This is a genomic window from Leclercia sp. UBA5076 (assembly GCF_002416465.1).
GTDB lineage: Bacteria > Pseudomonadota > Gammaproteobacteria > Enterobacterales > Enterobacteriaceae > Enterobacter.
In genome coordinates, this window is record NZ_DIAO01000015.1 from 11,569 (window position 1) to 30,153 (window position 18,585).

Here is an 18,585-nt window from a genome sequence, read left to right on the forward strand (position 1 = left end):
CCGGGTAAAAAATGGTATTATTGCGGCAAAACTAAAGGGCTAATATTCCCAGAGTGGTATGGCGGATTCTGGTGGGTAACTATTTTCTCATTTCCGGTTGTCGGGTAGCGCTGGTAGTGATGCTGTTAATATCCTGCGGACACGCTATTGGCGGAACATTATCCAGAACGGATAAATCGGTACGTTCAATTGTCTCCGGGATCGTCAGTTATACCCGCTGGCCCACCCTCTCTGGCCAGCCAACCCTGTGCATTTTTGCCTCTTCCCGCTACGTTGAGGCGCTCAGTATCGATGGCCCGGACACGCTGCCCTATATCCCCGTCATTATCCATAGCGATCAAGAGGCACTGAGTGCAGGATGCCATGCGCTCTATTTTGGCAGTGAGCCTCCCCACGCCCAACTTGAATTAAGCACAGCATTTAATGCCAGACCGTTACTCCTCATTGCGGAGCAAAATTCGCAGTGTCTCACAGGCAGCGCTTTTTGCCTGATAATAGACGATAGACAGGTCAGATTTTCCGTCAATATGAATGTGCTGTCGCGCAGCGGAGTCCGGGTTAGTCCTGATGTGTTAATGCTTGCATGGAATACAAAGCATGAATAAGGAATTTACATCAGCGCCGCGTCCAACGTTCAAAAGAACCCTCAGGCGCATCAGTATAATTAGTGTTCTCATTACCATGACGCTGGTCTGGTTATTATTGTCTATTGCTTCGGTATTCACACTGAAACAGTACGCGCAACGAAACCTTGAATTAACCAGCGCCACGGTAAGTCGCAGCCTGGAGGCGACGCTGGTCTTTAATGATACCGCCGCCGCTCACGAAGCGCTGGCCACACTCGGCAAACAGGGGCAATTTTCGTCAGCAATATTGCTGGACCGCCACGATAACCCTTTTGCGGCGTGGTCAATGGAGCCAGACGTGCAGGCGGATCCCCTGAGTCAACTGGTCAGCCAGTGGTTATTCCCCCAGCCCATCAGACAGCGCGTCTGGCACAACAACCTGCCGATTGGTGAATTACGCCTTACCGCACGTGACAGCCTTATTAGTCACTTTCTCTGGACGTCTCTGGCCGTGTTAACCGGTTGCATCCTGTTTGCCTCCCTGGTGGCGTTAGCGATAACCCGCACCCTGCACAATGGCGTGGTCACCGCCCTGCAAAACATTACCGAGGTGGTGCATGATGTCCGTACGAACCGGAATTTCTCCCGCCGGGTGCCAGAGGAGCGTATTGATGAATTTCATCGTTTCGGTCAGGACTTCAACAGCCTGCTGGATGAAATGGAGGAGTGGCAGCGCAAACTACAGGCGAAAAATGCCCAGCTGCTGCGCACTGCCATGCACGACCCGCTCACCGGGCTGGCGAATCGGGCCGCTTTTCGTACCCGCATCTCGGCCCTGATGAGTGACGCCTCCTCGCGGGCTAACGCCGCCCTGCTCTTCCTGGATTGCGATGACTTCAAGCTGATTAACGATACCTGGGGGCACGCCGCGGGCGACGATGTGCTGATTGAAGTGGCCCGCCGCATGGTCGAATTCAGCGGCGGGCGTCATCAGCCCTATCGTCTGGGCGGGGATGAATTTGCCATCATTCTGTATGGCGTCCACTCGGAGTACGAGGTTCTGCGCCTTTGCGCTGCGCTGACGCAGCAGTTCAGCCCCTCATATGAGCTGCAAAACGGACTCAGCACCAGAATGTCGCTCAGCATTGGCTTCGCGCTGAGCTGGGAACACCATTCCGTTGAAGCGTTGCTCGATCAAGCCGACCGGAATATGTATCTGGTGAAGCATCAGCGTCCTAGAAATTCCGCGTAGAAGACAACGCCGCTGATGTCCCGCGCCAGCGCAGCCAGTCAATGATGACGAACAGCGCCAGGCTGCATCCCATTACTGGCATCGCCAGCCCCAGTAAAAAGGCGATAGCGAAAGAGAGCACGCGCCCCCACAGCGGCAACGCCAGCCAGCTCTGACACAGCGTCTGCGCCGGATTGGTTGCCGTCTGGCGGGGTCTTCGCATCCACCACATCCGGTATCCCCAGACGATCATCACACACAGCGCGAGGCCAAAAGCGATCAGCACCAGCTGGTTTGGCAGGCCAAACAGCACCCCCATATGGAAATCCACACCCCAGCGGGTCAGTTTGGCCATCAGCGGGAAATCCGCAAAGCGGGTCCGATCGATCACCGTCAGGGTCGCCGGGTCAACAGCCACCGCATCCACCTGCGTCGGCCAGCCGCGATCGATCTCCGTTACCGTCCACGCCGTGGTAGCGCTTTTCGCCGGGCGAATCTCCAGCTTCGTGGCATCAATACCTGCTGCATAAGCCGCGTTCATTACGCCGTCATACAATGCCAGGTCGGGCTTCATCTGCGGCATGGGCATCGACATGTGGTGGCCATGATGATCGGCATGCGGATCGGCGACCTCCGCCGGACCGTGCAGTTGCGTATTCACCTGCGGCGTGAGCCAGTTCAGCTGCGCACGCAGTTTATCCACGTTGCCGCCCGCCCACTGGGACCAGGTCAGGCCGGTAGCCGAGAACAACAGCATGCCCAGCAGCAGACACCAGCCGAGGGAGACGTGCAGCCGACGGTGGTTCTGGAAGCGGTTATTGATGCGCCGTTTTGGCCGGGTATAGAACCACAGCGCGATCCCTCCCAGCGCAGCAATCCACATCCATGACGCGGCCAGCTCGCTATAGATACGCCCGATATCGCCCAGCAGTAATGACCGATGCAGATAATCAATCTTCTGGCGTAACGGCAGGATACCGCTGGTGCCATAGACGGTCATATCGCCGCGCACCGCCAGGCTGACCGGGTCGATAAAGATGGCCCGGTTCTCAGAGGCGTTCAGCGCCGGGTCGGCATACATCACCCGGGTGGTCTCACCTGCAACCAGGCCCGGACGTACCGCATGCAGAGGTAGCCCTCCGCCGGTGACCTTTTCTGCGACCGCGATCTGTTCAGCAAGGGGACGCGCTTCTCCCTCGGTCTCGCTGAACAGGGCATGATGATAAAGCGCATTTTCCAGCTGCGGCGTAGCGACATAGAGCGTACCCGAGAGCGCAGCGATGAAGATAAACGGCCCGACAAACAGACCAATATAGAAGTGAAGACGACGCAGCAGGTTGCCCCAGGCTGCGCGCGAAGTGCAGGTAGTCATGCTTTCCCTTTTTCAGGCAATAGATTATCGGTACACCAGGGTGTACGTTTTATTTAAATGGAATAAGCAGACAGGTGCGGCGGTGCGCGGGTATCGGGGCAGAGCCAGGGGAAGAAGTGCCAGTGGCGAACAGAGGGGCGCGGCGGCGTCAGGCGCTGCCTGAGTAATACCGCGCACAGCAGCATCATCAGCGCCAGAATCACACCCGGCACGTGGGCCAACAGTACGCAGTAACCGCAGGCTTCGGCATGGTCAACCGGCATGCTTTCGGGCGGGGCATGGTGCTCTGCCATCATGCTCATGTCATGGTGCATGCCGGGCATCGCGCTCATGGGATCTTTTTGCAACGAGACAGAGACCAGCGGCGCAAAGACGATCATCAGGATCGCAAATAACGCGAGACCTGCCGCGATACATTGCCATTTTGTCTGATGCTGTTGAGTCGTCACTTACCCTCCGTTAGAGCAGGGGCATTGTAAACGATTTATGACGAAGAAGTTAATGCGCAGGGCACAGAGAGATAAAAAAAGGGCCGGCCATTCGGCCAGCCCTTTTTACAGGATGTCGCACAAGCGAATCTTAGTTCAGACGCTCTTTAATACGAGCAGACTTACCAGTACGCTCACGCAGGTAGTACAGTTTAGCTTTACGTACAGCACCACGACGTTTAACAGCAATGCTGTCAACTACCGGAGAGTGAGTCTGGAAGACACGCTCAACGCCTTCGCCGTTGGAAATTTTACGAACAGTGAATGCAGAGTGCAGACCGCGGTTACGGATAGCGATAACCACGCCCTCAAATGCCTGCAGACGTTTTTTGGAACCTTCAACAACCCATACTTTCACTTCCACGGTATCACCCGGACGGAAGGAAGGTACGTCCTGCTTCATCTGCTCTTGTTCAAGTTGCTTAATAATGTTGCTCATAATTTAATCTCTTATCCTGGGTAAACTGATATTTGGGGGCCTCAGGCCATCCCATCATGTTTCTGCTGCTGGTGCGCGTGTTCAGTTTTGAACTCGGCCAGCAACTTTGCTTGCTCTTCAGTCAGAGCCAGGTTTTCCAGAAGTTCAGGTCTTCTAAGCCAGGTACGGCCCAGCGACTGCTTCAGGCGCCAGCGACGAATCTCGGCATGGTTTCCCGACAGTAATACTGGCGGTACCTCCATCCCTTCTAACACTTCAGGACGGGTATAGTGTGGACAGTCCAGCAATCCATCAGCAAAAGAGTCTTCTGTTGCTGAAGCTTCATGGCCCAGAACCCCCGGAATAAACCGGGAAACCGAGTCAATCAGCGTCATTGCCGGTAACTCACCACCGCTGAGAACGTAATCGCCGATAGACCATTCTTCGTCAATCTCGGTTTGAATTACGCGCTCATCTATCCCTTCGTAGCGACCACACACCAGAATCAGTTTCTGATTCGTTGCCAGTTCGCTGACGCCCGCTTGATCAAGCTTGCGTCCCTGAGGTGACAGATAAATCACCTTTGCGCCTTCACCTGCCGCGGCTTTTGCTGCTGCGATGGCATCCCGCAAGGGTTGAACCATCATGAGCATCCCCGGTCCGCCGCCGTAAGGACGATCGTCCACGGTACGGTGCCGGTCATGCGTGAAGTCACGTGGACTCCAGCTTTCGATGCTCAGCAGGCCATTTTTTACTGCCCGGCCAGTTACCCCGTAATCAGTAATCGCGCGGAACATTTCAGGAAACAGGCTAATAATGCCAATCCACATAGCGCCGTCTTTTACCGTTTTCAGGAGAATTTAAAAACCAGGATCCCAATCTACTTCGATAGTACGAGTAGCGAGATCGACTTTCTTGATAACCTGCCCATCGAGGAACGGAACCAGCCGCTCCTTGATACCAAACGCATCTTTCAGGTTTGCCTTAATGACGAGAACGTCATTGGATCCGGTTTCCATCATATCGATGACTTTCCCCAGACCGTAACCTTCAGTCGTGACTACCTGGCAACCCATAAGGTCTTTCCAGTAGTAGTCACCCTCTTCCAGCTGTGGCAACTGCGACGAATCGACGACAATTTCACAATTAGTCAGCGCATTCGCGGCATCACGATCGTCAACGCCTTTCAGCTTGATGATGATGTCCTGATTGTGGTGACGCCAGCTTTCCAGCTCGACCTCTTCCCACTTACCGGCCTTCTGGATAAACCAGGGCTGATAGTCAAAAATGCTTTCGGCGTCTTCGGTGGAGGAAAACACTCTGAGCCAACCACGGATACCGTAGCAAGAACCCATTTTGCCCAATACAATCGGTTCAACAGGTGCTTTTTTGCTCATCATGACCACCGTGACAGATTAAGCTGCTTTGTTTGCTGCTTTGATCAGCGTAGCAACGCGATCGGAAACAGTAGCGCCCTGGCCAACCCAGTGAGCGATACGATCCAGATCCAGACGGGTTTCTTCTTCTGCGCCAGCGGCCAGTGGGTTGAAGAAACCAACACGCTCGATGAAGCGACCGTTGCGTGCATTACGGCTGTCGGTGACAACAACCTGGTAGAACGGACGCTTTTTCGCGCCGTGACGTGCTAAACGAATAGTTACCATAACATCCTCTTGTGTGAATAAAACACCGGGCCCCATCGAGGGAAGGAGCCCGGTGTCATATTAAAAGCCCGAAAATTTTACTGATTTCTGGGGAAAATGCAATCAGCATCTGTTTTTTACTGCACAAGGCCAGGGCGTAACCGGTGCAGCCAGTTTGGCGTCGGCGTGCGCGCAGCTACCGGAGCGTACTTTGCGTACGTGAGGATAGCGAGCACACCCCGGCGTCAAAATGGCAAATAAGGTAGCCCGATATTATCTACCCGGGAATCCTGGGGGCATCATGCCTTTCATGCCGCGCATCATCTTGGCCATGCCGCCCTTCTTCATCTTCTTCATCATGCGCTGCATGTCGTCGAACTGCTTCAGAAGACGGTTCACGTCCTGGACCTGCATCCCACAACCCGCCGCGATACGGCGTTTACGGGAGCCTTTGATGATTTCCGGCTTCGCGCGCTCTTTCAGCGTCATGGAGTTGATAATCGCCTCCATACGCACCAGGACCTTGTCGTCCATCTGCGCTTTTACGTTATCCGGAATTTGCCCCATGCCCGGCAGCTTGCCCATCAGGCTCGCCATACCGCCCATGTTTTTCATCTGGCGCAGCTGCTCCAGGAAGTCGGTCAGATCGAAGCCGTCGCCTTTTTTCAGCTTGGAGGCCAGCTTCTCGGCCTGGGCACGGTCAACCTTGCTCTCGATATCTTCAATCAGCGACAGCACGTCGCCCATGCCGAGGATACGGGAGGCAATACGGTCCGGGTGGAACGGCTCCAGCGCTTCGGTCTTTTCGCCGACACCGAGGAACTTGATTGGCTTACCGGTGATATGACGAATAGAGAGCGCCGCACCGCCGCGGGCGTCGCCGTCCACTTTGGTCAGAACCACGCCGGTTAACGGCAGCGCTTCGTTGAAGGCTTTTGCGGTATTGGCCGCATCCTGACCGGTCATGGCGTCAACGACAAACAGGGTTTCTACCGGGTTGATCGCGGCATGCACCTGTTTAATCTCGTCCATCATCGCTTCGTCAACGTGCAGACGACCGGCGGTATCCACCAGCAGCACGTCAAAGAACTTCAGCTTCGCCTCTTTCAGCGCCGCGTTAACGATATCGATCGGTTTCTGTCCGACATCGGACGGGAAGAACTCTACGCCAACCTGTTCAGCCAGGGTTTCCAGCTGTTTGATCGCCGCCGGGCGATAAACGTCGGCAGAGACGACCAGCACTTTCTTCTTGTGCTTCTCGCGCAGGAATTTACCCAGCTTACCGACGCTGGTGGTTTTACCCGCCCCCTGCAGACCCGCCATCAGCACCACTGCGGGTGGTTGCGCCGCCAGGTTCAGGCTCTGGTTCTCTTCGCCCATCGCCGCAACCAGTTCGTTACGCACGATTTTGACGAACTCCTGACCCGGGGTCAGGCTCTTATTCACTTCATGGCCAACCGCTTTCTCTTTTACGCGGTTGATGAAATCACGGACGACAGGCAGCGCGACGTCTGCTTCGAGCAGCGCCATACGCACTTCGCGCAGCGTCTCTTTAATATTGTCTTCGGTAAGGCGTCCACGGCCGCTGATGTTGCGCAGCGTGCGCGACAAACGATCGGTTAAATTATCAAACATTGTCTCTCGCCTGGGGTAGAAACGTTAGGTCGCTGGCGCGACACGTACACAGAATTTTGCCGGAGTATAACATGAAGCCGTCTTTGTTGTTATGCAACGGTTGGAGCACGCCTCACGTAACGTTATACTGCATCTCTTTCTTATCAGGACAACTGTCGACACCTATATGCCTGTTTTCGCTCTGATCGCCCTCGTCGCGTACTCTGTCAGCCTTGCGCTGATCATTCCTGGCCTGTTACAAAAAAACAGTGGCTGGCGGCGAATGGCTATTTTGTCGGCGGTCATCGCGTTGATAAGCCACGCTTTTGCGCTCGAAGCGCGCATTTTACCGGGCGATGGCAGCGGGCAGAACCTGAGCCTGCTTAACGTCGGCTCACTGGTCAGCCTGATGATCTGTACGGTGATGACTATCGTGGCCTCGAAAAACCGCGGCTGGCTGCTGCTGCCCATTGTCTACGCCTTCGCGCTGATCAATCTGGCCTTTGCCACCTTCATGCCGAACGAGTTTATTACCCACCTTGAAACCACCCCGGGCATGATGGTGCATATTGGCCTGTCGCTGTTCTCCTATGCCACGCTGATTATTGCCGCGCTGTACGCGCTTCAGCTGGCCTGGATTGACTACCAGCTCAAAAATAAAAAGCTGGTCTTCAGCAATGAGATGCCGCCGCTGATGACCATTGAGCGTAAGATGTTCCACATCACTCAGGTTGGCGTAGTATTGCTGACGCTCACCCTGAGCACTGGCCTGTTTTATATGCATAATCTCTTCAGCATGGAGAATATCGACAAGGCCGTGCTCTCCATCATCGCGTGGTTTGTCTATATTGTCCTGTTATGGGGCCATTATCATGAAGGCTGGCGCGGTCGCCGCGTGGTCTGGTTTAACGTGGCGGGTGCAGGCCTCCTGACCCTTGCCTATTTTGGTAGCCGCGTCATCCAGCAATTTGCCGGCTAAGTAACAAAGGAGTTCCCCCTGGAACACATCTCCACTACCACGCTGATCGTTACCCTGATCGTCATGGTGGTTATCTCCGCCTATTTCTCCGGCTCGGAGACCGGCATGATGACGCTCAACCGCTACCGGTTACGTCATCGCGCCAAACAGGGTAACCGCGCCGCTCGCCGTGTTGAAAAACTGCTGCGTAAGCCAGATCGCCTGATAAGCCTGGTGCTTATCGGCAATAACCTGGTCAATATTCTCGCCTCCGCGCTGGGCACCATTGTCGGCATGCGTCTCTACGGCAACGCCGGGGTCGCTATCGCCACCGGGGTGCTGACCTTTGTGGTGCTGGTCTTTGCCGAAGTGTTACCGAAGACCATCGCAGCCCTCTATCCCGAGAAGGTCGCTTATCCCAGCAGCTTCCTGCTGTCGCCTATGCTCGTTCTGATGATGCCGCTGGTCTGGCTGTTAAATGGTGTGACCCGGATCCTGATGCGCCTGATTGGTATCAAAGCGGATGGGGTGGTCAGCAGCGCGCTGAGCAAGGATGAACTGCGCACCATCGTGCATGAGTCACGCTCGCAAATCTCCCGCCGCAATCAGGATATGCTGCTGTCGGTGCTGGATCTGGAGAAGGTGAGCGTGGACGACATCATGGTGCCGCGCAATGAGATCGTCGGTATCGACATTAACAACGACTGGAAAGCGATTGTTCGCCAGCTGACCCATTCCCCGCATGGCCGCATCGTGCTGTACCGTGATTCGCTGGACGACACCATCAGCATGCTGCGCGTGCGTGAAGCGTATCGTCTGATGACCGAGAAAAAAGAGTTTACCAAAGAGGTGATGCTGCGTGCGGCGGATGAAATTTACTACATCCCGGAAGGTACTCCTCTCAGCACCCAGCTGATTAAATTCCAGCGCAATAAAAAGAAAGTGGGTCTGGTAGTCGATGAGTATGGCGATATTCAGGGCCTGGTGACGGTGGAAGATATTCTGGAGGAGATTGTTGGCGACTTCACCACCTCCATGTCCCCTACCCTTGCCGAAGAGGTCACGCCGCAAAACGATGGCTCAGTGCTGATTGACGGCAGCGCGAACGTCCGTGAACTCAATAAAGCCTTTAACTGGCAGATGCCGGAAGAGGAAGCCCGAACCATCAACGGCATGATTCTGGAAGCGCTGGAGGAGATCCCGGCTGCAGGCACGCGGGTGCGGATTGGTCAGTACGATATTGATATCCTGGACGTGCAGGACAATATGATTAAGCAGGTTAAAGTCGTGCCGGTTAAACCGTTGCGGGAGAGCGTCGCGGAGTAAGATGTTGTAGGCCGGGTGAGGCGACGCCGCCACCCGGCACTACGGGAGGCAAGTTACGCCTTTGCTTTCGCCACGGAGACCATCGCCGCGCGAATGGTACGACCGTTCAGGGTATAGCCTTTCTGCATCACCATCAGCACGTTGCCGGCAGCCACGTCCTCAGATTCCACCATCGCAATGGCCTGATGCACGTTCGGATCCATCGGCACGTTGGTATCGGCAACCACTTCCACACCGAACTTCCTCACTACGTCGAGCATGGATTTCAGCGTCAGCTCAATCCCTTCAACCATCGGTGCCATATCCGGGTTCGCTTTATCCGCTACTTCCAGCGCGCGATCCAGGCTGTCGATAACCGGCAGCAGTTCGTTGACGAATTTTTCCAGCGCAAATTTATGCGCTTTTTCAACGTCCAGCTCGGTACGGCGACGCAGGTTTTCCATTTCTGCTTTGATACGCAGGATGCCATCGCGCTCGCGGTTCTGGGCCTCAGCTAACTGCGCTTCCAGATTCGCAATTTTTTCATCGCGCGGATCCACCTGCTCAGCACCAGCCTCAGCCTCTACAGCCTCAACCTCTTCGTGCTGCTCCGTGATAATTTCTTCCGGGGCTTGCCCCTCAGGCGTTTTCTGTTCTTTACTACTCATGAATTTCTCCGCGTTTTTCTGCATTCAACTCGCTAACTTCGCTTATTATGGGGATCAGTTTCCGGGATTCAAGGGAACAAGCCACATTGTCATCATTCATTCGCACAAGGACCTTCAGAAAATGAGCAACCATTTCAAGTGTATTGGAATTGTCGGTCATCCACGTCACCCTACTGCGTTGACGACACATGAAATGCTCTATCGCTGGCTGTGCGCCAAAAATTATGACGTGATTGTGGAACAGCAAATTGCTCAGGAACTGCAGTTAAAAAACGTTAAAACCGGCACGCTGGCGGAAATTGGACAGCAGGCCGACCTGGCCGTGGTGGTCGGTGGCGACGGCAATATGCTGGGCGCCGCCCGTACCCTCGCCCGTTACGATATTAAAGTCATTGGCATCAACCGTGGCAACCTGGGCTTTTTGACCGACCTCGACCCGGATAATGCCCAGCAGCAGCTCGCCGACGTGCTGGAAGGCCACTACATCACTGAAAAACGCTTTTTACTGGAGGCGCAGGTCTGCCAGCAGGATTGCCAGAAGCGAATCAGTACCGCTATCAACGAAGTGGTGCTGCACCCGGGCAAGGTGGCGCATATGATTGAGTTTGAAGTCTATATCGACGAAATCTTTGCCTTCTCGCAGCGCTCCGATGGGCTGATCATATCGACGCCGACCGGCTCGACAGCCTACTCGCTCTCGGCGGGCGGCCCGATCCTGACGCCTTCGCTGGATGCCATCACCCTGGTGCCGATGTTCCCGCATACCCTTTCAGCCCGCCCGCTGGTGATTAACAGCAGCAGCACCATTCGTCTGCGCTTTTCCCACCGCCGCAACGACCTGGAGATCAGCTGCGACAGCCAAATCGCGCTACCTATTCAGGAAGGTGAAGATGTGCTGATCCGCCGCTGCGATTATCACCTGAATCTTATTCACCCTAAAGACTACAGCTATTTCAACACATTAAGCTCCAAGCTCGGCTGGTCGAAAAAATTGTTCTGAAATAGCATCCAGCACTTTACTGTATAAAAAACCAGATTATACTGTACACAAACACAGTCATGGTTTTTCATACAGGAAAACGTTTATGCTGGCACAACTGACCATCAGCAACTTCGCCATCGTGCGTGAGCTCGAAATTGATTTCAACAGCGGTATGACGGCTATCACCGGCGAGACCGGGGCCGGTAAATCTATTGCGATTGACGCGCTGGGGCTCTGCCTTGGCGGTCGTGCTGATGGCAGCATGGTGCGCGCCGGTGCCAGCCGCGCCGATCTGTGCGCCCGTTTTTCCCTCAAGGACACTCCCGCCGCGCTGCGCTGGCTTGAAGAAAACCAGCTTGAAGACGGACGTGAGTGCTTACTTCGCCGTGTTCTCAACAGTGATGGCCGCTCCCGTGGCTTTATCAACGGTACCGCGGTGCCGCTCTCCCAGCTGCGCGAGCTGGGCCAGCTGTTAATTCAGATCCACGGCCAGCATGCCCATCAGCAGCTTATCAAACCTGAACAGCAGAAGTCGCTGCTTGACGGCTACGCCGGTGAGTCTGCGCTGATGCAGCTGATGGCTGCTCACTATCGTCAGTGGCATCAAAGCTGCCGCGAACTGGCGCTGCATCAACAGCAGAGCCAGGAGCGTGCGGCCCGCGCCGAACTGCTGGCCTATCAGCTGAAAGAGTTAAACGAATTCAGCCCCCAGGCGGGCGAGTTTGAGCAGATTGACGAAGAGTACAAGCGCCTGGCCAACAGCGGTCAGCTGCTCTCCACCAGCCAGCAGGCGCTGAATTTGCTGGCCGATGGCGAAGATGTGAATCTGCAAAGCCAGCTGTATGCCGCACGCCAGCTCGTGACCGAACTGGCCGGTATGGACAGTAAAGTCTCCGGCATGCTCGATATGCTGGAAGAGGCGGCGATTCAGATCTCCGAAGCGAGTGACGAGCTGCGCCATTACTGTGAGCGACTGGATCTGGACCCTAACCGCCTGTTTGAACTGGAACAGCGTATTTCGCGTCAGATCTCCCTCGCGCGCAAGCACCACGTTTCACCTGAAGAGTTGCCCAATTTTCACCAGTCCCTGCTTGATGAGCAGAATCAGCTCGACGATCAGGCCGACTCGCTGGAGACCCTCTCTCTGGCCGTCAGCGTCCATCATAAGCAGGCTCTGGAAACGGCGACGCAGCTGCACAACGTGCGTCAGCGCTATGCTCAGGAGTTGAGCCAGCACATCACCGAGAGCATGCATCTGCTGTCGATGCCCCACGGCGTCTTCACCATTGATGTCAAGTTCGAAGCCAACCACCTGACGGCTGAAGGCGCAGACCGCATTGAATTCCGGGTCACCACCAACCCGGGGCAACCGCTGCAGCCTATCTCCCGGGTCGCGTCGGGCGGTGAGCTGTCGCGTATTGCCCTGGCGATTCAGGTGATCACCGCGAAGAAAATGGAAACCCCGGCGCTGATCTTCGATGAAGTGGACGTTGGTATCAGCGGCCCGACCGCGGCGGTCGTGGGCAAACTGCTGCGTCAGCTTGGCGAGTCCACCCAGGTAATGTGTGTGACCCACCTGCCGCAGGTTGCCGGCTGTGGCCACCATCACTTCTTTGTCAGCAAAGAGACCGATGGCGAGATGACCGAAACGCATATGCAGCCGCTGGACAAGCGCGCCCGTCTGCAGGAGCTGGCGCGTCTGCTGGGCGGCAGCGAAGTCACCCGTAATACGCTGGCGAATGCGAAAGAACTGCTGGCTGCGTAAACTTTTTCGGTATCTCAGGGTCATACAGAACAATAAAAACGCCGACAGACCGGCCACCAGAGGTTTTAATGTGGTGAAAGGTCTATTATCATCGGCATATTACATATGAGCCGTCGCGTATTGCCCGGGCCCGAAAAGGAATCAAATCACTATGCGCTGTAAAACGCTGACCGCTGCCGCAGCGGTTCTTCTGATGATGACCGCAGGCTGCTCCACGCTGGAAAAAGTGGTTTACCGCCCTGACATCAACCAGGGGAACTATCTCGCACCTAACGATGTGTCTAAAATTCGCGTCGGCATGACGCAACAGCAGGTCGCTTATGCCCTGGGCACACCGATGATGTCCGATCCATTCGGCACCAACACCTGGTTCTACGTCTTCCGCCAGCAACCGGGCCATGAAAACGTGTCGCAGCAGACCCTGACGCTGACCTTCAACAGCAGCGGCGTTCTGACCAATATCGACAACAAACCAGCGCTCACCGACAAATAAGGTTTCAGAAATGCAAAAGGTGCTCATTGAGCACCTTTTTTGTTTTCTCTCGCTGCCTGTAAACCCGGAAAGCGCAGCGCCGCCGGGGAAACCCCGCTTATTTAGCCGCTTTCTCCGCACGCTGACGGCGTAGCTCCTTCGGATCGGCAATCAGCGGACGGTAAATCTCGACCCGATCGCCATCTTTCAGAGTATCGCTTAGCTTCACCGGACGGCTGTAAATACCGACTTTGTTTTTCGCCAGATCGATATCGCTTCGCAAGGTCAGCAGGCCAGAAGCATGGATCGCTTCTTCAACGGTCGCGCCCTCTTCCAGCGTAACGCGCTGTAGATACTGCTTTTCCGGCAGCGCGTAAGCCACTTCCACCACGATCTCAGGCTGCACTGTAGACCTCTTTGGCGCGCACGGTGAACGCCTGAACCATATTGGCCGCCAGCTCTTTAAATATGCGGCCAAACGCCAGCTCAATCAGGGCGTTGGTAAACTCGAAGTCAAGATGGAATTCGATCCGGCAGGCATCGGCACTCAGCGGAACGAACTTCCATCCCCCCATCAGTTTTTTGAAGGGACCATCCACCAGATGCATCAGAATACTCTGGTTATTGGTCAGCGTGTTACGGGTAGTGAAGGTTTTGCTGATCCCGGCCTTGGAGACATCCACTGCCGCCGTCATTTGCGTCGGGCCTGACTCCAGCACGCGGCTCCCGGTGCACCCCGGGATAAACTGCGGATATGACTGTACGTCATTCACTAACTGGTACATCTGTTCCACACTGTAAGGGACAAGCGCAGTACGACTAATCTGAGGCATAACATTTTTCCTGATCAAACAACCAACAAATAATAACATTTATCACCTGTTAAAAAAACGCTGAGCCTTATCTCATGCTAATATAGCGCGTTAGACCTCACAGGACGCAATGAGGTGACTTTTTGACATCAGATTACCTACGGCTTTACGACACTTATGACGAAGAAAAAAGCACATAAACCTGGCTCGGCAACCATTGCGCTCAACAAGCGTGCCCGCCACGAGTATTTCATCGAAGAAGAATTCGAAGCTGGCCTTGCGCTGCAGGGCTGGGAAGTTAAATCGCTGCGCGCGGGTAAAGCCAACATCGGTGACAGCTACGTGATCTTTAAGGATGGCGAGGCCTTTCTTTTTGGGGCGAACTTTCAGCCGCTGACGGTCGCCTCTTCTCACTATGTTTGCGATCCGACCCGCACCCGTAAGCTGCTGCTGAACAAACGTGAGCTGGATTCGCTCTTCGGGCGTATCAACCGCGAAGGTTACACCGTGCTCGCCCTGTCGCTGTACTGGAAGAACGCCTGGTGCAAAGTGAAAATCGGCGTGGCGAAAGGTAAGAAGCAGCACGACAAGCGTAACGATGTGAAAGATCGCGAGTGGCAGGTCGATAAAGCGCGCATCATGAAGCACGCAGGCCGTTAATTTCCGGATACTTATTGAGCGATTCAATAAGTTAGCGTTCCGGGGTGGTAACCGGTCTGCAAATTCTGGTATACTTGCTGTAACACTATTGGGGCTGATTCTGGATTCGACGGGATTTGCGAAACCCAAGGTGCATGCCGAGGGGCGGTTTGCCTCGTAAAAAGCCGCAAAAAAATAGTCGCAAACGACGAAAACTACGCTTTAGCAGCTTAATAACCTGCTAAGAGCCCTCTCTCCCTAGCTTCCGCTCTTAAGACGGGGATCAAAGAGAGGTCAAACCCAAAAGAGATCGCGTGGAGGCCCTGCCTGGGGTTGAAGCGTTAAAACTAATCAGGCTAGTTTGTCAGTGGCGTGTCCGTCCGCAGCTGGCCAGCGAATGTAAAGACTGACTAAGCATGTAGTACCGAGGATGTAGAAATTTCGGACGCGGGTTCAACTCCCGCCAGCTCCACCAATCATGATTGGACAGTGATAGGACATCACTAGCAATAACAGGAAGTTAGCAGTCTCAGCAGGACACCGACCAGACGGTGATGGGACAAAAAAGGATACGCAAAGGAGCCGCGGCTCCCGAGTGACAAAAAGCCCGCTGATGCGGGCTTTTTTTATGAGCAGTAATCTTGTGAGCCAGCTACCGCTGGCTGCTTTGTGCCAAGAGCAGACATTCAAGATTTTCAGTTCAGCGAATGCTATGTCTGCTGTGAACTTATAGCGCTGCCTGCTCTACTGGGTATAGACCTCTAACTCGTGATTATGGTACCTTGCTCGCTGATCGGTGTGCACACAAGAGAGAGTGGCTAACTCTAACCTAGCCTGCCGGTATTGGGTTTCCTAGTACGTCTGGATCAGTCTGAGAGTGACGCACCGATCAAATTTTTCCCTTACGCCTACCGGGTTCGTACACGGAATAGAACCAAGTTTTTATTTCTTTAACTCTAATACCGCTCTTTGCGCTAGAGCCTTTGGCTATATGATCTTCACTTAGGGTAGTCTCACGCTTAAGTATCACGACTACCTCAGATGCTTCCCGCGCAGGCCACTTTACTAACGCAGAGACCCCCAGATAGTCGTATTCCGCCCATGAGCCATCTGGAAACTTTCGAGTCTTTAGACCTCTTCGAAGCCTGTGCCATGTATCGACTGTCTCAATAATACGTGCGGCGGTAGGTAACAACTCAAAGCTTGCAAAGATTCGTGCAAGTGGTCGTTTTACACGCGTAATGTGAGACCAACCCGTTCTATTCACTATGACATTACCAAGTGTGGGATGCGTGGCACCTTTGGCCTTCCACAATTTATAAAATTCCCAGGCTGCAAACTTGGTTGGTTTAGAAAACGAATTAATACGTGTAGGTAAACTACTCTGCTGCGTCATATCAATTTCCACGAGCCCCAGCGCTCGATGCTGACCGGTAGCAAGTCGTGAAAATGGTCGAATGCACTCCAGGCCCGATTGGAATCTATTTTTTAGCTGGACGATCACAGTGCCCTGTTTAGTATAGGAGTCAGCTCGCTTTAGATCGGCCCACCAAGCTTGGCTTACAAGTTGTCCCGGAGATGCTTCCTTTACATAAACCAGCGCAACAGGCAGCGGTGACTTGTTCCAAAGATCTCGCTTTACCTCAAGATTTGAAATTTTAATTTCGAGATAGTCTTCACCCGTGTCGACCACGTAGCTTGCCCCACTCTTAACCTGGACTTGGATTAGCCCCCCAGTAAATTCATGTTTCCATGATCGGCGATCATTTGGACGGTCTTCATTGATCCTTTTGCTTCGCAGGTACACTAGCCCATCAAAACCGTCATCATCGGCCTGTCCTATCTCTTGCCATGACCACCCCCAAGCACGACAAACTGCATTTATATAGGCGATGCTTGCGGCGGAAATTCGATTTGACTCAGAGGTCACTTATTGTTCCCTATTTACGCGATCAAAAAAGCAATCTATCACATGACGCCTCAATATGCTGACATTCACTTTCGAAGTGTAGGCGTATGGCGAGGCTTACAGGATGTGACCTGCTTCCCGTTGACTCACACAGAATGCTGTTAGCAATGTCCGTTGTTCGCTCAAAGCGGGCATCAAACCTGCCAAGGGAAGACCTCAGGCCTTCCTCTTTATCAAAGGGCACCAATTCTTACACTGGAATGTCATCAGCATCTGTGCTGTTGATGAAGAACGTCACCCGCCCCAACACCTCAACGTCCTCCGCCGCTTCCCCCTCAATCGCTTCGCCATCATCCGTGATTAATGCCCTTCCCCTGAGTTTCGCAAACTGCGTTCGACCGCCAATGAGGATCAGCAGAGTCTGTCCCTGCACTAACCGGGTGACCGGTTCGATTAGTGCGAAACCGGATGACGTTTCGAGTATGCGCGTATCGATGCCGACGCCGCAGATGAGTTCTGGCGTCATCCGCTGAGAGGTGTAATCAGCCGCTGGAGAGGGGAAGCCCATTAGTGAACCCTCCCCATGTTGCGCAGGATCCAGTAGTGATTGTCGGTTCCGTCAGTTGTCTTGTCGGTGAAGTCGGGCTGGTAGCGCTCTATCCACTCGTTGGCGTCGGTCCGGCTGAAATGCCAGTGGACCTTTACCAGCTCGCGGATAAAGTCTTCTGTGCGTAAGCACCGGTAGCCCTTGGGGTTTAGCTGTATTGCGGCCACAAATGCGGCGTGAATGTCGGAACGGCGGGGCATGATCTGCACTCCTTATTACTGTTTTTATATACAGTAGTTTTAAAGGGTGTGCAGATCAATACGGCAACGCCTATTGATAATTACGGCTGAACGTCATGACTCTCATCAGATTGTGCTTCAGCCATAGCAGCTGCGGCCTCCTGCTGGCGCTGATTCCAGATGCTGTCCACCGGCATCTCCACACGGATGGAGACATACTGATCCGCTGGGATGTCGATCGGGTCACCTTCGTTAAAACCTTCCCGTTCGTTACGGGCGAACTCCGGCGCGCCCGGGTGAGTCCGATGATACGTTTTCACCAGCACTGAACCGTCCGGGTTCACCCTGTAATCCAGCCAGATCAGCGGCTGGCGATTGCGGTCTTTGGGGATATCAAACCCGCCATCGATACCACCCCACGCCGCATCAGCATTAAGCCCGAGACAGCCCGTGATGAGATAAACGCCTTCCCCCTGGCGCGTTACGGTGACGCCTTCAGATTCATAGTTCGTCTCCGAAGAGCCATCGGCATAAACTTTGACGATTGGGGATGCTGACTTTAACGTGCCATCAGCTGCTTTGGTGGTATTGGAATCGGTGTAGACCTTACAGATTTTCCCGTCATACGTTGGAGAGGAACTGAGCAGGCGCAGGTATAACTCAGGCGGCACATCCAGGCGTGCCGGAAAGCAAAACTGAAATGCGGTTGAGGCATCAAAGGGCATGCCCAGCACTGCAGTATTGTTGTCGATGCCGCCCAGCAGCATCTTAGCGTTATAAGCCCCAAACCCTTTGCGATCCCCCTGGCTGATGCTCACCAGATTACTGGTGCCCAGTCCAAAAGCGCCAACCTCCATCACGTTTCCTGAGGACGTTCCGACATCCCGCTGCGCAGCTGATTTCAGCCCGGCGATGTCCGCAGCGGCCAGGCTAATGCTATCTGTTCTGTTTGCCATG

22 protein-coding genes and 1 other RNA gene are annotated in these 18,585 nt (G+C 54.3%); 9 read left to right on the forward strand and 14 right to left on the reverse strand.

Annotated elements, in window-relative coordinates:
* Nucleotides 1–119 precede the first annotated feature (119 nt).
* Nucleotides 120–605, forward strand: coding sequence for a YfiR family protein (locus tag B3X29_RS14980; protein ID WP_103180781.1), 486 nt, complete (start codon nt 120–122; stop codon nt 603–605).
* Nucleotides 598–1,818: a diguanylate cyclase DgcN gene (gene dgcN / locus B3X29_RS14985; RefSeq protein ID WP_156655046.1), complete on the forward strand. Its 1,221-nt coding sequence runs from the start codon at nt 598–600 to the stop codon at nt 1,816–1,818. The genes B3X29_RS14980 and dgcN overlap by 8 nt, the downstream gene beginning before the upstream one ends.
* Here dgcN and B3X29_RS14990 read toward each other — a convergent pair.
* From B3X29_RS14990 to ffh, 7 genes are all read right to left on the reverse strand, one after another.
* Complete coding sequence (locus tag B3X29_RS14990; protein WP_159340317.1) at nt 1,802–3,169, reverse strand: PepSY-associated TM helix domain-containing protein; 1,368 nt, start codon at nt 3,167–3,169, stop codon at nt 1,802–1,804. The genes dgcN and B3X29_RS14990 overlap by 17 nt on opposite strands.
* A 53-nt stretch (nt 3,170–3,222) precedes the next feature.
* On the reverse strand, nt 3,223–3,618 hold the full coding sequence (locus B3X29_RS14995; RefSeq protein WP_290556459.1) for a DUF2946 domain-containing protein: 396 nt from the start codon (nt 3,616–3,618) through the stop codon (nt 3,223–3,225).
* Nucleotides 3,619–3,748: 130 nt separating this feature from the next.
* On the reverse strand, nt 3,749–4,096 hold the full coding sequence (rplS, locus tag B3X29_RS15000) for a 50S ribosomal protein L19 (RefSeq protein ID WP_002914145.1): 348 nt from the start codon (nt 4,094–4,096) through the stop codon (nt 3,749–3,751).
* 41 nt (nt 4,097–4,137) lie between these two features.
* Complete coding sequence (trmD, locus tag B3X29_RS15005; protein WP_103180784.1) at nt 4,138–4,905, reverse strand: tRNA (guanosine(37)-N1)-methyltransferase TrmD; 768 nt, start codon at nt 4,903–4,905, stop codon at nt 4,138–4,140.
* Between the two features lie 30 nt (nt 4,906–4,935).
* A complete protein-coding gene (gene rimM, locus B3X29_RS15010) occupies nt 4,936–5,475 on the reverse strand; it encodes a ribosome maturation factor RimM (protein ID WP_301564410.1) in 540 nt (179 codons plus the stop codon).
* A 15-nt stretch (nt 5,476–5,490) separates the two neighbouring features.
* Nucleotides 5,491–5,739 carry a 30S ribosomal protein S16 gene (rpsP, locus tag B3X29_RS15015; protein ID WP_003863133.1) on the reverse strand — a complete coding sequence of 83 codons (249 nt, stop codon included), beginning with the start codon at nt 5,737–5,739 and terminating at the stop codon, nt 5,491–5,493.
* Between the two features lie 252 nt (nt 5,740–5,991).
* Nucleotides 5,992–7,353, reverse strand: coding sequence for a signal recognition particle protein (ffh, locus tag B3X29_RS15020; protein ID WP_103180786.1), 1,362 nt, complete (start codon nt 7,351–7,353; stop codon nt 5,992–5,994).
* Nucleotides 7,354–7,519: 166 nt separating this feature from the next.
* Here ffh and B3X29_RS15025 point away from each other — a divergent pair, with 166 nt between their 5' ends.
* Nucleotides 7,520–8,311: a cytochrome C assembly family protein gene (locus B3X29_RS15025; protein WP_103180787.1), complete on the forward strand. Its 792-nt coding sequence runs from the start codon at nt 7,520–7,522 to the stop codon at nt 8,309–8,311.
* An 18-nt stretch (nt 8,312–8,329) separates the two neighbouring features.
* Nucleotides 8,330–9,616 carry an HlyC/CorC family transporter gene (locus tag B3X29_RS15030; protein ID WP_159340353.1) on the forward strand — a complete coding sequence of 429 codons (1,287 nt, stop codon included), beginning with the start codon at nt 8,330–8,332 and terminating at the stop codon, nt 9,614–9,616.
* Nucleotides 9,617–9,669: 53 nt separating this feature from the next.
* Here B3X29_RS15030 and grpE read toward each other — a convergent pair whose 3' ends face one another.
* Nucleotides 9,670–10,263 carry a nucleotide exchange factor GrpE gene (gene grpE, locus B3X29_RS15035; protein ID WP_139156362.1) on the reverse strand — a complete coding sequence of 198 codons (594 nt, stop codon included), beginning with the start codon at nt 10,261–10,263 and terminating at the stop codon, nt 9,670–9,672.
* Between the two features lie 121 nt (nt 10,264–10,384).
* Here grpE and nadK point away from each other — a divergent pair, with 121 nt between their 5' ends.
* The 3 genes from nadK (at nt 10,385) to bamE (ending at nt 13,503) form a co-directional block, all read left to right on the forward strand.
* Nucleotides 10,385–11,263 (forward strand): NAD(+) kinase, encoded by an 879-nt coding sequence (nadK, locus tag B3X29_RS15040; protein WP_103180790.1) that lies wholly within the window; start codon nt 10,385–10,387, stop codon nt 11,261–11,263.
* 85 nt (nt 11,264–11,348) lie between these two features.
* Complete coding sequence (gene recN / locus B3X29_RS15045; protein ID WP_159340319.1) at nt 11,349–13,010, forward strand: DNA repair protein RecN; 1,662 nt, start codon at nt 11,349–11,351, stop codon at nt 13,008–13,010.
* Between the two features lie 151 nt (nt 13,011–13,161).
* Nucleotides 13,162–13,503: an outer membrane protein assembly factor BamE gene (bamE, locus tag B3X29_RS15050; RefSeq protein WP_103180792.1), complete on the forward strand. Its 342-nt coding sequence runs from the start codon at nt 13,162–13,164 to the stop codon at nt 13,501–13,503.
* 97 nt (nt 13,504–13,600) lie between these two features.
* On the opposite strand, the gene B3X29_RS15055 is transcribed toward bamE, so the two are convergent.
* Entirely contained in the window at nt 13,601–13,888 is a 288-nt protein-coding gene (locus tag B3X29_RS15055; protein WP_103180793.1) for an RnfH family protein, read from the reverse strand.
* On the reverse strand, nt 13,878–14,315 hold the full coding sequence (locus B3X29_RS15060) for a type II toxin-antitoxin system RatA family toxin (protein WP_197080107.1): 438 nt from the start codon (nt 14,313–14,315) through the stop codon (nt 13,878–13,880). The genes B3X29_RS15055 and B3X29_RS15060 overlap by 11 nt, the downstream gene beginning before the upstream one ends.
* Nucleotides 14,316–14,471: 156 nt before the next feature.
* On the opposite strand from B3X29_RS15060, the gene smpB reads away from it, so the two are divergent.
* Nucleotides 14,472–14,954, forward strand: a complete 483-nt coding sequence (gene smpB, locus B3X29_RS15065; RefSeq protein ID WP_103180795.1) for an SsrA-binding protein SmpB — start codon at nt 14,472–14,474, stop codon at nt 14,952–14,954.
* Between the two features lie 90 nt (nt 14,955–15,044).
* Nucleotides 15,045–15,408: a transfer-messenger RNA gene (ssrA, locus tag B3X29_RS15070) on the forward strand.
* Nucleotides 15,409–15,822: 414 nt separating this feature from the next.
* On the opposite strand, the gene B3X29_RS15075 is transcribed toward ssrA, so the two are convergent.
* The 4 genes from B3X29_RS15075 to B3X29_RS15090 form a co-directional block, all read right to left on the reverse strand.
* The gene (locus B3X29_RS15075) at nt 15,823–16,863 is read right to left on the reverse strand and encodes a DUF4365 domain-containing protein (RefSeq protein ID WP_290557386.1); all 1,041 of its coding nucleotides are present in this window, start codon (nt 16,861–16,863) and stop codon (nt 15,823–15,825) included.
* A 229-nt stretch (nt 16,864–17,092) separates the two neighbouring features.
* On the reverse strand, nt 17,093–17,410 hold the full coding sequence (locus B3X29_RS15080; protein ID WP_290557388.1) for a hypothetical protein: 318 nt from the start codon (nt 17,408–17,410) through the stop codon (nt 17,093–17,095).
* Nucleotides 17,410–17,649: a hypothetical protein gene (locus tag B3X29_RS15085; protein ID WP_290557390.1), complete on the reverse strand. Its 240-nt coding sequence runs from the start codon at nt 17,647–17,649 to the stop codon at nt 17,410–17,412. Before B3X29_RS15085 ends, B3X29_RS15080 begins: the two co-directional genes overlap by 1 nt.
* Nucleotides 17,650–17,729: 80 nt before the next feature.
* On the reverse strand, nt 17,730–18,584 hold the full coding sequence (locus B3X29_RS15090) for a hypothetical protein (protein WP_290557392.1): 855 nt from the start codon (nt 18,582–18,584) through the stop codon (nt 17,730–17,732).
* Between the last annotated feature and the right edge of the window lies 1 nt (nt 18,585).

Bases quoted from the DNA above. Each gene is read 5' to 3' on its own strand.
- B3X29_RS14980 (WP_103180781.1), top strand. From the start codon at position 120: ATGCTGTTAATATCCTGCGGACACGCTATTGGCGGAACATTATCCAGA.
- dgcN (WP_156655046.1), top strand. From the start codon at position 598: ATGAATAAGGAATTTACATCAGCGCCGCGTCCAACGTTCAAAAGAACC.
- B3X29_RS14990 (WP_159340317.1), bottom strand. From the start codon at position 3,169: ATGACTACCTGCACTTCGCGCGCAGCCTGGGGCAACCTGCTGCGTCGT.
- rplS (WP_002914145.1), bottom strand. From the start codon at position 4,096: ATGAGCAACATTATTAAGCAACTTGAACAAGAGCAGATGAAGCAGGAC.
- trmD (WP_103180784.1), bottom strand. From the start codon at position 4,905: ATGTGGATTGGCATTATTAGCCTGTTTCCTGAAATGTTCCGCGCGATT.
- rimM (WP_301564410.1), bottom strand. From the start codon at position 5,475: ATGATGAGCAAAAAAGCACCTGTTGAACCGATTGTATTGGGCAAAATG.
- rpsP (WP_003863133.1), bottom strand. From the start codon at position 5,739: ATGGTAACTATTCGTTTAGCACGTCACGGCGCGAAAAAGCGTCCGTTC.
- ffh (WP_103180786.1), bottom strand. From the start codon at position 7,353: ATGTTTGATAATTTAACCGATCGTTTGTCGCGCACGCTGCGCAACATC.
- B3X29_RS15025 (WP_103180787.1), top strand. From the start codon at position 7,520: ATGCCTGTTTTCGCTCTGATCGCCCTCGTCGCGTACTCTGTCAGCCTT.
- grpE (WP_139156362.1), bottom strand. From the start codon at position 10,263: ATGAGTAGTAAAGAACAGAAAACGCCTGAGGGGCAAGCCCCGGAAGAA.
- nadK (WP_103180790.1), top strand. From the start codon at position 10,385: ATGAGCAACCATTTCAAGTGTATTGGAATTGTCGGTCATCCACGTCAC.
- recN (WP_159340319.1), top strand. From the start codon at position 11,349: ATGCTGGCACAACTGACCATCAGCAACTTCGCCATCGTGCGTGAGCTC.
- bamE (WP_103180792.1), top strand. From the start codon at position 13,162: ATGCGCTGTAAAACGCTGACCGCTGCCGCAGCGGTTCTTCTGATGATG.
- B3X29_RS15060 (WP_197080107.1), bottom strand. From the start codon at position 14,315: ATGCCTCAGATTAGTCGTACTGCGCTTGTCCCTTACAGTGTGGAACAG.
- smpB (WP_103180795.1), top strand. From the start codon at position 14,472: ATGACGAAGAAAAAAGCACATAAACCTGGCTCGGCAACCATTGCGCTC.
- B3X29_RS15080 (WP_290557388.1), bottom strand. From the start codon at position 17,410: ATGGGCTTCCCCTCTCCAGCGGCTGATTACACCTCTCAGCGGATGACG.
- B3X29_RS15085 (WP_290557390.1), bottom strand. From the start codon at position 17,649: ATGCCCCGCCGTTCCGACATTCACGCCGCATTTGTGGCCGCAATACAG.
- B3X29_RS15090 (WP_290557392.1), bottom strand. From the start codon at position 18,584: ATGGCAAACAGAACAGATAGCATTAGCCTGGCCGCTGCGGACATCGCC.